Here is a 15,583-nt window from a genome sequence, read left to right on the forward strand (position 1 = left end):
AAGCCACGGCTTTTTTCGTCTCGTCTTTTTGATGTATCGAAAGGGCCCGCATGCGTGGGGCCTGAACGTTCTGCCGTACCCCACGATTGCGTAAAAGGCTGTTAACGAAAAGACCTGGAAACCTCTTTTTGCCCCTGTTGCTGATTTGATGTGGAATGAGGAAGGGCGATAACCTCTATTTTGTCCACCAGCAGCAGATAGGCCAGAAAACCAACCAGCGCGACGGCGGCGATATACCACATTGCGTACTGAAAATTATCGGTTTTCTGCAAAATGATGCCGATGACGATGGGGCTAATAATGCCCGAAAGGTTGCCAAAGATATTGAGCATGCCGCCAACGGTGCCGATCAGGTGGCGAGGGATAATATCGCTGCACACCACCCAGCCCAGATTAGAAAAGGCGTTGGCAAAGAAAGCGACAGAAAGAATAGTAATGGCAATAGTCGGGCTATTCTGGAAAAAATTCACCAGCGCAATCGACGCCGTAACCAGTAAACCCGACATTACCGGTAGCTTACGGGCGAAGGTTTTTGAGCGTCCTTTCTTCAGCAACATATCGCTCAAAGTACCGCCGCAGATAACGCCCGCCATCGCCATCAGATACGGAAACATTGCCCCGATACCGGCTTTGGCAATCGACAGACCCAGCCCTTTTTCCAGGTAAACAATGAACCATGTCAGGAAAAAATAGAGGGTAGAAGACGCCGCAAATTGAGCAATAAACAAGCCCCAGACGGTACGTTGTTTAAGGATGTAGCGTATATCGGCCCAGTTGACCGTCGTGCTGTTTCCCTGCTGAGCTGTTGAGCCATAGCCGCCGCCTTCCCGTATATAGCGCAGTTCGGCTTCGTTCGTTCTACGGCTATGTTGAGGATCGCGGTAAACAAGGAGCCAGTAAATCCCAAATAAAATACCCGCCGTCCCGGAAATATAAAATGACATTTCCCAGCCCCAGGTGGCGACAATAAATGAGAGGGCAGGGGTCAATAACGCCAGCCCGATATACTGGGCGCTGGCGTAGAATGCCGTCGCGCGGGCACGTTCGTGATCCGGGAACCAGGTAGCAATGATTTTAGTGTTTGACGGGAAAGAGGGAGCTTCCGCTATACCAATCAGCGCGCGGCAAACCAGCAGCATCGCAAATGAAGCAGTGACGGTGGTGAAAAGCTGGTGAGAGGCCAGTCCCATAATAAAGGTGAACAGGCTCCAGAGCACGATCGCACTGCCGTAAAGCACCCTCGAACCTACCCGGTCCAGGATGTAGCCGACAGGGATCTGGCTCAAAGCGTATGCCCAGGTAAACATAGAAAACAGCAGCCCCAGTTGCGTAGGGGAGAGGGCAAACTGCCCCTGAATATGAGAACCGGCAACGGATAAGTTAGCGCGGTCCATATAGTTAATCGCCGTAACGATAAAGAGCATTGCCAGAATTAAGAGTCTTGAGCGCGTAGGCTTCATTGTTGTCATCGTTCTAACCTCTGATTTGTCAGAACATAAAAAGGGATGCCGCACTCTTTTTATGTTGCTTAACGCCGCGATTTTATGTCTTTTGAGGACGGCGAGCTTCCTGCATTCCATCAGGTTCTCGTTGTTTCTGCCGCCGCCAAACCCTGAGTGCAAGCAAATAGTGGTTTGCGCATACAACCGTTATTTGAAGTCGTTTTAATACTTAAGAGGACGGGAAACGTAGCGTAACCTCGTCGGTGTAACATGACTAACAAGTTGCGCCTTAAAGATCTACTTGAGGATGTTAAAATGAACAATGGGAAGAGTAAAAAAATGTCGGGCAGTTCACATACTGGCGAATTTAAATCCTTATAAAGCCCGCCATACGGCACTGTAACTCACTTTTTCTTCTTCAGGTGATCGGCGTCACACTACAGAAAATTACCCGGTTTTGGCTTGCAGTCGACGCGTCAGCGATGGTAAAACTTGTAGGACAGGTTGTCGCTGGCCGGCCGGGTTGCGTAATTATTGCTGAGCGATCCGTACTGAAAACGCTATGATAGTGTCGAATCTGTTGATAAATGAGGAATCTCGTGACTCTGGAAAGCGTACAAAAACATAATGTGGTCAATGTTGTTTACCAACAGATGAAACAGAATATTCAGGACGGCGTCTGGGAACCGGGCTGTAAACTTCCTTCTGAAGCAAAGCTGGTAGCCACTTTTAATGTCAGTAGGGTTAGCGTGCGCAGCGCGGTACAAAAACTGCGTGACCTTGGCGTAGTGGTAACTCACCAGGGGAAAGGGACATACGTAACCCGGGATATAGCCAGATTTGGTGAATTCAGCGATAGCCAGCCGCTGCTGCATCTTTCGCAAGAAGAGTTCGAAGATATGCGTATTTTCCGCCAGACCGTAGAATTTCGCTGCATGGCGCTGGCGGTAGAGAAGGCCACTGACGAAGATATTTCTCGCTTAGAGCAGGCCCTGAATCGCATGCTGGTGGCAAAAGATGATTATAAAAAATACTCCCAGGCCGATTATGATTTCCATCTGGCCATTGTCAGAGCGTCCCACAATAAAGTCTTTATTCACGTCATGGAATCCCTGAAAAGCATTTATATCCATTATCTTCAGGAGCTGAATCGGGTTCTCGGCGTCACCCTGGAGAGTATTGAAGCGCATATTAAAGTCTATATGGCGCTCAAGAATCGGGATGCGGTAACCGCCAGCGAAACGCTTAATAGCGCCATGGCTCATAACGTTAACGTAATAGAAGAATCTCGATTACTGGATAAGTAGTTTATAAAACCTCTCCGCGAGGTTTTTTAATAACATAACATGTAGGACATCCTACATCTTGGCGGTCAAGCCGGAGGACTTCATGGATAATCTGAAAATTACCAACGTCAAAACGATTCTTACCGCGCCAGGCGGGATCGATCTGGTTGTGGTAAAAATTGAAACTAACCAGCCGGGCCTCTATGGCTTAGGCTGCGCCACTTTTACCCAGCGGGTGTTCGCCGTTGAGGCTGCGATAGAAAATTACATGAAACCTTTCCTGACAGGTAAGGATCCGCTGAGAACTGAAGATATCTGGCAGTCGGCTGCGGTGAGCGGTTACTGGCGTAATGGCCCCGTTATGAATAACGCCCTGTCCGGAATTGATATGGCATTGTGGGATATTAAAGGTAAGGTCGCCGGGCTACCGGTTTATCAACTTTTGGGCGGAAAATGCCGGGATGGCATCCCACTGTATCGCCACTGCGATGGAGCTGACGAAGTTGAGGTTGAAGATAACATTCGCGCTCGCATGGAAGAAGGGTATCAGTACGTACGTTGCCAGATGGGGATGTATGGGGGAGCCGGTACCGAGGATCTGAAATTGATTGCGGGAAAGCTGGCGAAAGCGCGTAATATTCAGCCAAAGGTTTCACCCCGCACAAAGACCCCGGGGATCTATTTCGATCCGGATGCCTACGCCCGTGCAGTACCCCGATTATTTGAGCATTTACGCCATAAGCTGGGCTTCGGCGTCGAATTTATCCACGATGTCCATGAAAGGGTTACCCCTGTCGCTGCGATACAGATGGCGAAGAACCTGGAACCCTATCAGCTTTTCTTCCTTGAAGATCCGGTCGCGCCGGAAAATACCGACTGGCTGAAAATGCTGCGTCAGCAGTCCGCTACGCCGGTGGCGATGGGAGAGCTTTTCGTCAATATTAACGAGTGGAAGCCGCTGATAGATAACAAACTGATCGATTATATCCGCTGCCATGTCAGCACCATCGGCGGTATTACGCCCGCGAAAAAGCTGGCGGTATATAGCGAGCTTAACGGTGTCAGAACGGCCTGGCATGGTCCCGGAGATATTTCACCGGTGGGCGTCTGCGCCAATATGCATCTTGATATGAGCTCGCCAAATCTGGGCGTTCAGGAGTATACGCCGATGAACGATGCGCTTTGTGAAGTCTTCCCGGACTGTCCTGAGATAGAAAAAGGCTATGCCTATCTCAATGACAAACCCGGCCTGGGGATTGATATCGATGAGCGGCTGGCGGCTAAGTACCCTTGTGAAGGCGGGATCCCTTTATGGACTCTGGCACGCATTCCGGATGGTACAGCATCACGGCCATAATAGCTGAAGGCAACGTCATCGCTTTCAGATAGTCAGCACGAACTGATAGATCGGGACAGCATCTGTTCAGGATGCTGCCCCGCCACCTACAGCAGTCAAACAACTTCTCCAGTGCCGTTTATCTGCACCACATCACCGCCAAACGCGGCATCAAGGTTTACTTCGTGACTATAACCCGCAGGGCTTCTTACGGCGGCATCTGGACAGGAATACATCCGTAAGAGAGAAAATGGATTAGCCCTGAAACACGCCGGTGGCCACGCCAAGAGCGGCCAAAACCAACAGTATGGCCATCGCTTTTACCGGCGAAACCCCTCGTTTTGCCATCACATACCATGTGCCAAGCACTATGCCAAGGGGTAACAGCTGCGGGAAGATGCCGTCCAGCATTTGCTGAAGATGAATATTCACCCCGTCTTTGGTAATGAACTCCAGCCCGGAGCTGAGCTTAACGTAGCTTGCCGCGACGCCGCCCATCACGAATACACCCAGCAGCGACAACGCTTCACGCAGGCGAGCCGACTTGCTGCTCACCAGCATCTCGACCGATCCGGATCCCATTTTGTAACCTTTCAAAAACAGGAACCAGGAGCCGGGCAGGATAATGCCCAGCCAGGCGACGGTGTAGAACAGTGGCCCAAGAATATTACCGCCAGCCGCCAGCGCCATACCGATGCTCAACAATATCGGCATTAGCATTCCGGGGATCATCGAATCCCCGATCCCTGCAATGGGCCCCATCAGGCCGACTTTTAGCGTGTTGATCGTTTCACCGTCAATCGGTTCGCCATTAGCCTTTTTCTCTTCCAGTCCCAGGGCCATGCCGTTGACGATAGCGCCGATCTGCGGTTCCGTATTGTAGAACGAAGCGTGGCGGCGCAGCATTTCCATGCGCTTTGTGACGTCCGGATAGAGCTTTTTCGCCACCGGCAGCATGCTGAGGCAAAAGCCAAAGGATGCCATACGCTCAAAACTCATTGATGACAGGCAGTGCATCATCCAGGCTCGCCAGCAGCGGCGTAGATCTTTACGGGTTAGTCTCCTTTCTTCCATCAGAATTCATCCTCATCAGCAGCGAGCGGTTTTGCCCCTGCGGTCGTCGCAGGTTCCGGCTTATAGGTGTAATGGATCAGCGCCAGCAGTGAGCCAACAATGACCAGCGCAACCATATTGAGTTTTAGAAAAACGATGCAGATGAAACCCACGAGAAAATAGATCAGCATGCTGTAGTTTTTAATAATTTGCTTGAGCAGGATCGCGATCCCTACGGCGGGAAGAATACCGCCCAGCACGTTCATGGTTGACAGCACCACCTGCGGGAGGCTGTCCATCACGCCGCTGATATACTGCGCGCCAAAATAGACGCCGGTAAAGGTAGGAACAAAGCGCAGAAGGAAGTTAGTGACCTGCGGCCAGATAGCGCTATTAAGGTAAAGGCTACGCACGTCACCTTGTTCCAGCGCAACGTCGGCACGATGGTTCCAGAAGGAGTTCAGCACCATCATCGCGTTGAATAAAATGGTGCCGGCAATACCTATGGTTGCCGCCAGCGCCACCGCCACTTCTGGTCCTTTGCCCGACAGAATACCCAGTGCGATTGCCGGATAGGCAACAAAGTTCAGATCCGCAGGCATAGAGCCGCCGGGCGTCACCATGGCGATATAGACCGCCTGAACCGCCACCCCAATGATTATCCCGGTTTTCAGGTCGCCCAGAATAAGCCCGACCAGCATTCCGGAAACCAGCGGTCGGGTGATCAGATACCAGCCGCCGGTTACGCCCAGAAGCCAGGGGCTGCTAAGCGCCCCCAGATAACAAAGAAGGCCAATTAAAGCCGCTTCAATAATCATCTTTCACTCCCTTATTTCAGCTTCTGACGGGCATCCTGCCAGCTATAGCTACTGGCATCCGGAACCAGGCGGAATTCTACCCGGTGCCCGCGCTGTACCAGCCAGTCGAAAGCGGCAATTTCCTGAGCGTTGACCGACTGATTGGGGCCAATGGTGATGGTATCGGCGCGTGAACTCATTGGCCCTACGTTGATTTTACCGCTGGCGTTTTTCAGGTCGATCCCGGTTTCTTCAATACGTTGTAGCGTGACGGGGGACTTGCAAATCACAAAGTAACGCTTCTCGCTGGCGATGATTTTCGGCAGTTTTTCAATGGCCGTTGCGACGTCGAACAGCCAGACTTTGGTATCCTGAATCGCACCTTTCATCACTGATGAGAGCAGGGGATCGGCTGCGACGGCGTCATCAATGGCGATAATCCCTTCGCAGGGTAACTCTTTAGCCCAGCGCGTCACGAGTTGCCCGTGGATAACCCGATCGTCGATGCGAACAAAAGAAATACTCATCGTTATTTCCTCCTAAAAATCAGATGACTGGACAGAGAGAACGGGGGCTGCCTTCGTCAGGGTTGGCACGGTCAGTTCCAGCAGTTTTGCCGCCGCATCGTGAACGTCCGTCAGGTGGTTGACCTCTTCGGTTTGTAGCAGCATGGGGATATTGACGCCCGCCAGCACGGCGACGGGGGGCGTCATCTGCGGGGAGAAGGCATGCTGGCAGGCGACGTTCCACGGCGTACCGCTTTGCAGATCGCACAAAACCACCACGCCGTCGGCATTCTGGCCAGCGCTGGCCAGCGCCTTAGTGAAATCCTGCCTGAATCCTTCAATACCCGCCTGTTCGCTAAGCGTCACTACGGAAACATGCGGCAATTCGCCATACACCATCTGGCCACTGGCGAGCAGCGCCTCAGCCAGAGGGCCGTGGGTGGCAATAATAAAGGCGATCATAAGCTTCCTCTCTTACTCAGGCTTTTAGCGTGGCGCGCCGCTGCCCGAGGCTTCTTGCTGATAGTGAAATGTATGGCGGGAATAATAAACTTCCCGGCGCAGCGGAGGGGGCAAGAGGCAAAAGCGTTGTCCGGGTGTTTATATTCCTGACCCATAATGTCAGAGCGTTTATGGTGAGTTATTCGCATGTTCTGTCTCCGTGTTAGCTGAATTTAGATTAATCGATTAATATTATTTAATTCATGTTGTTAAAGTGATTAACCCCGCAAAATCCATAAGTTGAGTTTTGTTATCTCTTATAAAAATCTTTTAACAGGCGGTTTTTAAATAAAAAAGGTTATTCGATTAACTTAGCTTGTAACAATTTTGCATCAGGTTGTCGATTTCACGGCAAGCCACATAGAGGTGATAGAGCGTCGAAGCCGGTGAAGCCTGCGCCAGACGCCTGCCGCTGGCATCGATTTCATCACAATAAGGACGGCTGTTCTCTCCGTTGACATACTGCGCCATCATCAATGCAGCATGCCGATCCAGCCTGCGGTAAGCAGCGTCTTCCTGCTGTGTCTCACAGGCCACAACGTCGGCCTTCAGGCGTTCGGTCTGGCACCACAGGCGGCTCCCCTCACGGTACGGCGTCTGGTCATGGTAAACCTCATTCGTCACCGCCAGGGTACGCGGGTTCTCGCCTGCCTGTATAGCAAAGCGCTGCAACGCATCGCGCCAGAAGAGGGTATCCACACCGGAAAGCTTCTGATACTCGTAAAGCAGCCACGTCCATTCATGGTGATGGCCCGGGTCAACATGCGGCGATTCAGGGGCATCGGCCTGCCAGCCGGGTGAGAAGAACTCAACCAGGCAACGCCGTTCATGATGAAATAAGCGATCGGTAAACAGGTTAAACAGGCGATGCGCCTCCTGCTGCCAGCATGGTTCCCCGGTGTGACGCCACCAGGCAAGCATGGCTTCAAAAAGATGCATGTTGGGGTTCTGACTCAGCATCGCCGGGCGTCGGGTATTGATGGCATATCCTCCTTCCGCCAGGGCCAGATTGGTCTGCATCCAGTCATATAGCGCCATGGCACGCTGATGAAACTGCGCTTCGCCGGTCAGGGCATACAGTTCGCTATAGGCCAGCAGGGCAAATGCCTGCTCGTAGGCATTAGTTTGATGAGCGAGTGGCGTGTTTCCGTCGGCAAACAAAAATGCTCCCTGAGCATTGGTGAAATGACTGAGGCCGCGATTTGCTACGGCATCCAGCGTTTGGCGTGCATCCAGCCAGCCCGTTCTCGTGGCATGGGCGTAGACATATAGCTGGCGTGTCTGTACCCGGCTGCGCGTCAGCGAACCTTCATCCGGTAACGTTTCGCGGAAACAAACGGCTCCGTCCGGCAGCGTTTTGACACCTTGCTGTAAAAATAGCGGTAGCGCGCTGTTTTTTATCCACGAAACAAACTGTTGAGCATGCGTCATCATCATGCCTGCTCCGCCTGACGGACACTGGCAACAATCACGCCAGTCTCATGTTGGTGCAGAGCACGCAAGCGATACTCGCCTGACGCTGCCGGTATAATCACGGTTTCGGCGTAGTGGACAGTAAAGGACTCAAACTGGTTAGCAGGACTTTCAATCAGTACGGCCTGGCCCTCGACCAGATTTAACATCTGGAATTCGCCGCCGGTATTTAGCGTTACCGCACCGTTAATCCAGTAACGACGGGTCTCAATAAATTCCAGCTCATGCAGCCCTGTGCGCTCGCTGCGCCATTCTGCATGTTCTTCCAGCGGCGTAATGACATTGACCAGTTCACGACGGCACCACTCGGTGTCTCGTTCTTCGCGCATTACCTTTTTGCCGTGGTTGAGGTGCACCGGGCGTGGCTTGCCGTCCAGTCCCAGACGGCCCCAGTCCCACAATTTAAAGGTGAAAATATAGGGCGTCGCGGAGATTTCCAGAATCATTGCGTTGCTGCCCGAGCAGTGTACGGTGCCGGAAGGGATCAGCAGATGATCGTGCTTCTTTACCGGGAACTGGTTGACGTATTTTTCAGCATCGAAAGTGCCGGTTTGCTGTGCTTCTTCCAGCGCCGTAACTAACTCTTCCTGTTTTACTCCCGTCCGCAATCCCAGCCACACGCTGGCATCGCTGCCCGCATCAAGGATGTAATAACTCTCATCCTGGGTATAGTGCATGCCGAAATTTTGCTGGATATAGTCGGTGGAAGGATGCACCTGCAGGCTGAGGTTGCCGCCCGACATGGTGTCGAGGAAGTCAAAGCGAATCGGGAACTCTGCGCCAAAGCGTGCATAGTTGCGTTGGCCGAGCAGCGCTTCCGGGCGCGCCAGCACCAGATTGATGGCGGGCATGGTGATGGCTGTCGCAGCAAATTTTAGCGTCAGGCTGTTCTCTTCCGGTACGCCATCAAAGCACCATGCGTAGTTTTTTTCGCCCGGCGGTAAATCACAGACCTCTTCCATCCACTTTCCTCCCCAGACACCGGGATCGAAAAACGGATTGAGGCGGAAAGGGGTTTTAAGGCAAGCATCCAGACCGGCGTGAAAGGCGGCGTTATCGATCATTGCCGCCGGCTGCGCCAGGACATCAAGGTAAAAATCAAAGCGTGTGAACAGCTCGCGCTTATGACGATCGGCAACCCGCCACTCCCAGAAGAAGCCACGCTTATATTTTCTCAGAATGTCTTCATCTGGATTTTCTGCCTGCCAGTTGCTACTGCCGGCCCGCCAGTCGAGCTGTCGCTGCCAGCGCGGGTAGTCGGCATAAATCAGGACATCACCTTCAACCAGCAGTGCCGCGCCAGTGCCCATCACTACGCGTAACCCCTTCGTTGCCGCAACGCTATTCTTCATCTTTTCCGACGTGCCAGGGAGTAGATAATCTGCCAGCTTCGCGCAGCTCATCACGCCAAAAACGCGATCGTCGGTCAGCGTATCTGCCAGACGGGCTTCCAGTTCGGCCCCTTGCATAAAGCAGCTATCGGCATCAAACCAGCTGGCATTGCGGAACACCGCTGTGGCACCCAATGCGGATTTGATAGCGGAAAGGCTAACGCCGGGATAACAATCGATGACGACGATTGCATTCTCACGAGCCGACAGTTTTTTAATGATTTGTTCTGCGACAGGCTGCCACCCCTGATAAGCGCTATTCACGCCATTTACCTTTACGGCCGGAAACTTGTCGTAGTTAACGGGATGTTTCAGATAACCCATAGTCCGCCTCTTTAGTTAAACGATTAACCTTTAATTGGTGAGGAGTCTAAACTAAAATAAATTCTTTAAACAGAGGCTGAATTTAGGGTGAATTAAATATCTTTTTGATTTTAAATTGTTTTAATAAAAAGGGCGGTGCCAGCAATAACGTAATTCGTGATCGTGGTCAGAACTTTAATTGAGGATGTTCGACAGTAAAAAGGTAAATCGAATAATCTTGTTTCCTTTTATTCCGGATTTTACAGAGTAGAACCAGCAGCGAGCCATTTTACGACCGGTACAGCAGCCAGCGTTTTAGCAAACCAGGGTTCTGTGACCGTGACTTCGGCTAACGAGGGGGACCTGCCTGAGTACGTAGTATGAAGCACATTCACGCCGCGCCGTGGACGAAAGTTGACGAGCGAGATTGAATCGTGGAGGGCGATTTGAGTGCGGACATACGTACAAAACATTCTTGACGACATTTTCCCGCATTGTTACCGTTGCCCGCGGTCCCGGGAGCGTGTTTTCTACTGACCCGATATCGTCAGTCAGTGGTCAGGGCCATGCTTGTTACTCTTGCGGTTGCGGGCGTCGGCGCGTTTACAGGCATCTTTTAGTGGAGTGTGATAAAGCATGACAAAACGTGCGACGGTCGTCGATGTTGCAGCACTGGCTAACGTTTCGGTGGCCACAGTATCGAACGTTATCAGTAACCGGGCGGGCAAAGTCTCAGCAAAAACCCGCCAGCGCGTCCTTGATGCAATTAACACGCTTAACTATACCTATAACGAAACGGCCGCCACGCTCAGAAGTAACAAGTCCAATATCATTGGGCTTGTTATTCATGATTTGAGTAATCCGTATTACACCGAGCTGCTCGCCAGAGTTAACCGCAAGCTGGCGAAAAAAGGGTATGCCACCATTCTGGCCTGTTCGGATGAAAGTCTTGAAAGCCAGCAGGAGTATCTGCATCTGATGCAGCGCCACAATGCGCTTGCCGTGCTGTTGTGTCCGACCTGGGATACAACGCGTGAGCACCTTGAGGCCTGGCGTAATCTCACACCAACCGTCACCTTCCTGCGCCCAACCGGCAGTCACGACAGCGATTTTATTGGTATTGATAACTACCAGGCTGCTTACGATATTACCCATCGTTTAATCCAGGATGGCCATAAAAATATTGCCTTTATGGGGGGAAGCCAGAATTCGCGTCTGCGGCGGCAACGCCTGCAGGGCTGGAAGGATGCTCATGAAGACTGTGGGCTGGACTGGCATGAATCTCGCGCGGTTTACTGCGCTTCAAGCATCAGCGCCGGGAGCAAGGCTACCTTAGCGCTGTTTAACGCTGACGAAGCCATAACAGCATTCGTTTGCTATCAGGACGTGGTCGCCTTTGGTGCCATGAATGCGCTGCAGTATCTGGGTAAAAAGCCGGGCGAAGAGATTGCGGTAACGGGTTTTGATGGTCTGAGCGACGCAGAGGGATGGCTGCCTTCACTGACCACGGCAGAGGTCCAGATCGATTTGCTCGCTGATAATATCGTGGAGCGCCTGCTTAACAGGTTACAGAAGCCGGATGAACCTGCCAGCGCAACGCTTTTACATGCACAGATTCACTGGCGGAATTCATCGAATTTTAGAAAGGATTGATAACAACAGCAGAACCGGCGGGAACGACATTGCCCGTGTGGTGCGTGCTGGTGATTGAAAATGAACAGTGTCAGCATCAACTTTCAGCGTTATCCGACACTATCTCGATTTTAGGGTGCGGTCTTGACGTGCAATGAGCATCCAGCTCTGTTCTGCGCTGCCTGTTAAGGAGATAGGGATAGCTAGGGCTACCGATGCCGGTGAGAGCCAGACACTGTCGCGCAACGCCTGATATCCTGCTCATGGATCGTGAGTTGTTTGATCAATATGCCAGCCATAGCGACGTTCCTGAACCGGTAAAAGCGCAGCAAGCAATACCTGATGACTTGCTTAATGAAGAGTCGATTTTTATCGCCACTTGACCCGTTTGCCACGTGGTCGTCTGGAGCGGGAATTCTTGCCTGCGGGAATAGTGGAAGGGGAACGGGTCATGTGGCAGAAGGCGTTATATAAGGCCGAAGGATCCATCAGTATCCTTAGCAATCTATCGGATATTTGGTAGATGCGGTATGTTATAACCAAATATTTTCAGCCTGAGGAATCTGTATGCCTTTGCAAATAAAAGACATTATAGATCTGCAAACCCTTGTCGAGTCGGAACAGGTAGAGTTCAAGCTGGCAGGGGGGAAAGACGGCAAAGGCGAACTACCGAAAGACTTCTGGCCCACCTATTCCGCAATGGCAAATGGGCGGGGCGGTTGGGTAGTTCTTGGTGTAAAAGAACAGGCCGGAAAATTTACACCAGTTGGTATTGCCGATCCCGAAAAGATTAAGACCGATTTGTTTAATCAGTTAAACGATCGCGATCGAGTCAGTACGAATGTGCTGAGGTCGGAAAACGATGTGCAATGGGTCTCTTTGCAGGGAACGGACGTTCTGGCAATCCATATTCCACAGGCGATGCGTAAACAAAAGCCGGTTCACCTGAAAAAGTCTCCATTTGGTAACACCTATCAACGTTTGCACGAAGGCGATCGCCTTTGTGATGATATGACCGTCAAGCGGATGCTTGCTGAGCAGATCCACGATAGCCGTGATAACGAAGTGCTTTCTGAGCACTATACTTTTCAGGAAGATATCGATCTGGACAGTTTAAAAGTTTACCGCAATCTGCTTTCGGCAAATAACCCGCAGCATCCTTATCTGGCCTGTGAGCCGTTTGAACTATTTAAAATAGTGGGTGGGTGGCGTAAAGACAGAGAAACCGGAAAAGAGGGCATAACACTGGCCGGTATTCTCATGTTTGGCAAATGGGATGCGATTACTGCTGCTGCACCTAACTACATGGTGGATTATCAGGAAAGGCCCCAGGCAAAAACGGAGCTTCGTTGGATAGACAGGGTGTGTCCGGACGGTACATGGTCAGGAAACCTGTTTGATTTTTACCGTAAAGTATACCAAAAACTAGCCGCTGATTTGAAAGTACCCTTTACGCTTGAAGAGGGCCAGCGCAGAACGGATACGCCAGTACATATCGCGCTGCGTGAAGCGTTAGTAAACACGCTGGTCCATGCAGATTTTACCGACCGAGTTTCTATTTTGATCGTCAAACGTCCCGATATGTTTGGCTTTCGTAACCCCGGCTTGATGCGCCTGCCGTTAGAGGATGTGATTGCAGGTGGCGTCAGTGATTGCCGCAACAGGTTGTTACATCAGATGTTTTTGTTAATTGGGCTAGGCGAAAAAGCGGGTTCAGGGATGCCGAAGATTTTCAGCGGCTGGAAATCGGCTAACTGGCGAACCCCCAAACTTTGGGAGAAAACGTTTCCTGCACAGACGCTATTAGAGCTTTCTACCGCTAGCCTGATCCCGCAGCATGTTCTGGATGACCTGCACCAACGATTTGGCGAAACCTTCGATCTGCTTGATGACTTTGAACAGGTAATTGTTGCAACGGCGGCGATTGAAGGCTGGGTCAACCATGAACGAGCTTGTCTGTTAACAACCCGACACTCTCGCGAAGTCACGTTGACGCTTCCTCGTCTGGAAAGTAAAGATTTTCTGGTCGCAGGGGGCGAGCAGAAAAGCAAATATTATACCTTGCCCGGTGTATCGGTCATGACACCGGATGAGGTGTTCTCACTTGGTGCGGTGGTAAGCTCTCCACATAACGAAGAGGACTCCAAATATAACGAGCGGAGGTCCACACATAACGATGAGAGCTCCACATATAACGAGCAGAGGTCCACACATAACGATGGGAGCTCCACACATAACAGTGGGAACTCCACATATAACGAGCAGAGGTCCACATATAACGGGGAAAACTCCATATATAACGCCGAAGGCGATCAACCTGCGTCCCGAGATGAGTATGGACGTTTGCTTAACCGCTTTATCGATAGACCCTATATTGATGATGTTGACAATCTCATCGAGTCTTTCCGGGATTCGTTATTTACTTTAGCCGCAGTTCCGCGTGAAAAGTTGCGTTTGGGGGATAAAGAGCTGATGAAGAGTGTGATCCTGGATGTGTGTCAGGGACAGTATATTTCCGTTGCTGCACTGGGGCAGATCCTTAGTCGTAATCCTAATGCACTGCGTCAGCAGTACTTAAAGCCGCTGGTGGAACAAGGGGCACTGAAGCTGGCGTTTCCGCAGTATAAGAATGACCCGAAGCAAGGGTATAGTGCAGTTTAATACTCTATCTGGCCCAGATTATTTGTACGGTATTTGATAAGCGTGCCCCTGATGTTGTTCAGGTAGTACACACATCGTAAAGCATTAAATGTTGGTAAGCATCGCAGAGTTTGTAGGGGTTATAGAGCGGCCTGGCGTTGCGGACAGCAATATCGGTAAGTGGCGTGACGGAGGCTACGGCGTTTATTACACCAACTGGTCTTAGAAACTCTTGATGTCAAAAATCCTGACGGAACTTTTCAGTACCATCAGGTTTTTTAAATTACTTATTTTTTAGCGTTTCAGGACTTATAAGAACGCCATGAAACTAAATTAGTGGTGCCCGGACTCGGAATCGAACCAAGGACACGGGGATTTTCAATCCCCTGCTCTACCGACTGAGCTATCCGGGCAACGGGGCGCATTAAACCGTAAAGGGCGTACGGCGTCAACGGCTTTGTCATAAAAAAGCGGGAAATCGTGACCGATCGCCTGCTTTTTGGGCGCTAAGGCTGAAAGTTAGTCAGGGAGGGACATCACTTCCGCCACCCGGTTCCGCTTTTCAGGCTAGCGCATCCCTTCCTGCGCCTGATCTTTTCAGCTCAGCGCGCCGTTTCGACGGCAAAGCGCGATGCTCAGCACATCTTCTGCCAGCGAGCGAGCCGTTGCCACTTCCTGCACGTTGCGCTTAACCAGCAGGCGACTGAGGCAACCTTCCAGTATCAGCTCCATCTGGTGCGCAACCAGTTCGGGATTATCCGTCTCCAGCTGCGTTAACAGCTGATGGGTATATTGCCAGGAGGCGCGCTTTTGCTGATCGGCAATCTGATGGACGGGATGATCCGCCTGCGGATAAAAGCTGCACGCCGCCACAAACAGGCAGCCAGGATAGCGATTGTTATTTACCGCCTCTTCCAGCAGCTGATAACGCGCCAGCAGCTTCTGTTCCGTGCTTAGCGTGTCATCCAGCAGCAGCTTGCGCCGCCAGATATCGATCTGCTGGCTATGGTAGCGCAGAGCGTCATACAGCAGCGCCTCGCGGTCGGGCCAGTAGCGCTGTAAATCTTCCTGCTGGCAGGCCGCCGCGTTCGCCATCATGGCAAAAGATGTTGAAGGGGCCAGCCCATTTTGCTCGAGTACGTTCAGTGCATGCTCGAGTACCTGTTCACGTTGCAAGTGACTCTCCTCTTGAATGCATTATTTACGACCGTGGCCGTAAAATT

13 protein-coding genes and 1 tRNA gene are annotated in these 15,583 nt (G+C 51.5%); 5 read left to right on the forward strand and 9 right to left on the reverse strand.

The genetic code is table 11. The features are described from left to right. Window positions 1-101: 101 nt before the first annotated feature. Complete coding sequence (locus KUE00_RS17995; RefSeq protein WP_246761403.1) at window positions 102-1,460, reverse strand: MFS transporter; 1,359 nt, start codon at window positions 1,458-1,460, stop codon at window positions 102-104. Between the two features lie 581 nt (window positions 1,461-2,041). Between KUE00_RS17995 and KUE00_RS18000 the strand changes: the two genes are divergently transcribed. After that, on the forward strand, window positions 2,042-2,749 hold the full coding sequence (locus tag KUE00_RS18000) for a FadR/GntR family transcriptional regulator (RefSeq protein ID WP_246761370.1): 708 nt from the start codon (window positions 2,042-2,044) through the stop codon (window positions 2,747-2,749). A gap of 82 nt (window positions 2,750-2,831) precedes the next feature. Further along, window positions 2,832-4,085, forward strand: a complete 1,254-nt coding sequence (locus tag KUE00_RS18005) for an enolase C-terminal domain-like protein (protein WP_246761371.1) — start codon at window positions 2,832-2,834, stop codon at window positions 4,083-4,085. A 234-nt stretch (window positions 4,086-4,319) separates the two neighbouring features. On the opposite strand, the gene KUE00_RS18010 is transcribed toward KUE00_RS18005, so the two are convergent. The 6 genes from KUE00_RS18010 to KUE00_RS18035 all read right to left on the reverse strand — a co-directional run bounded on the left by KUE00_RS18010 (window position 4,320) and on the right by KUE00_RS18035 (window position 10,109). Beyond that, entirely contained in the window at window positions 4,320-5,138 is an 819-nt protein-coding gene (locus tag KUE00_RS18010) for a PTS system mannose/fructose/sorbose family transporter subunit IID (protein ID WP_246761372.1), read from the reverse strand. Further along, complete coding sequence (locus KUE00_RS18015) at window positions 5,138-5,935, reverse strand: PTS mannose/fructose/sorbose/N-acetylgalactosamine transporter subunit IIC (protein WP_246761373.1); 798 nt, start codon at window positions 5,933-5,935, stop codon at window positions 5,138-5,140. The genes KUE00_RS18010 and KUE00_RS18015 overlap by 1 nt, the downstream gene beginning before the upstream one ends. A gap of 11 nt (window positions 5,936-5,946) precedes the next feature. Continuing rightward, entirely contained in the window at window positions 5,947-6,441 is a 495-nt protein-coding gene (locus KUE00_RS18020; protein WP_246761374.1) for a PTS sugar transporter subunit IIB, read from the reverse strand. Between the two features lie 12 nt (window positions 6,442-6,453). After that, entirely contained in the window at window positions 6,454-6,882 is a 429-nt protein-coding gene (locus KUE00_RS18025) for a PTS sugar transporter subunit IIA (protein ID WP_246761375.1), read from the reverse strand. Between the two features lie 345 nt (window positions 6,883-7,227). Then, window positions 7,228-8,358 (reverse strand): AGE family epimerase/isomerase, encoded by a 1,131-nt coding sequence (locus KUE00_RS18030; protein WP_246761376.1) that lies wholly within the window; start codon window positions 8,356-8,358, stop codon window positions 7,228-7,230. Beyond that, the gene (locus tag KUE00_RS18035) at window positions 8,355-10,109 is read right to left on the reverse strand and encodes a class I mannose-6-phosphate isomerase (RefSeq protein ID WP_246761377.1); all 1,755 of its coding nucleotides are present in this window, start codon (window positions 10,107-10,109) and stop codon (window positions 8,355-8,357) included. Before KUE00_RS18035 ends, KUE00_RS18030 begins: the two co-directional genes overlap by 4 nt. 615 nt (window positions 10,110-10,724) lie before the next feature. Here KUE00_RS18035 and KUE00_RS18040 point away from each other — a divergent pair. From KUE00_RS18040 to KUE00_RS18050, 3 genes are all read left to right on the forward strand, one after another. Next, entirely contained in the window at window positions 10,725-11,741 is a 1,017-nt protein-coding gene (locus tag KUE00_RS18040) for a LacI family DNA-binding transcriptional regulator (RefSeq protein WP_246761378.1), read from the forward strand. A 50-nt stretch (window positions 11,742-11,791) separates the two neighbouring features. After that, window positions 11,792-11,878 carry a hypothetical protein gene (locus KUE00_RS18045; protein ID WP_246761404.1) on the forward strand — a complete coding sequence of 29 codons (87 nt, stop codon included), beginning with the start codon at window positions 11,792-11,794 and terminating at the stop codon, window positions 11,876-11,878. Window positions 11,879-12,287: 409 nt separating this feature from the next. After that, window positions 12,288-14,381, forward strand: a complete 2,094-nt coding sequence (locus KUE00_RS18050; protein WP_246761379.1) for an RNA-binding domain-containing protein — start codon at window positions 12,288-12,290, stop codon at window positions 14,379-14,381. 316 nt (window positions 14,382-14,697) lie between these two features. On the opposite strand, the gene KUE00_RS18055 is transcribed toward KUE00_RS18050, so the two are convergent. Together KUE00_RS18055 and dicD are read right to left on the reverse strand one after the other, a co-directional pair. Continuing rightward, a tRNA-Phe gene (locus tag KUE00_RS18055) sits at window positions 14,698-14,773 on the reverse strand. Window positions 14,774-14,957: 184 nt separating this feature from the next. Further along, complete coding sequence (gene dicD / locus KUE00_RS18060) at window positions 14,958-15,536, reverse strand: division control transcriptional repressor DicD (RefSeq protein ID WP_246761380.1); 579 nt, start codon at window positions 15,534-15,536, stop codon at window positions 14,958-14,960. Window positions 15,537-15,583 lie beyond the last annotated feature (47 nt).

The sequence above is a fragment of the Erwinia phyllosphaerae genome, assembly GCF_019132875.1.
GTDB lineage: Bacteria > Pseudomonadota > Gammaproteobacteria > Enterobacterales > Enterobacteriaceae > Erwinia > Erwinia phyllosphaerae.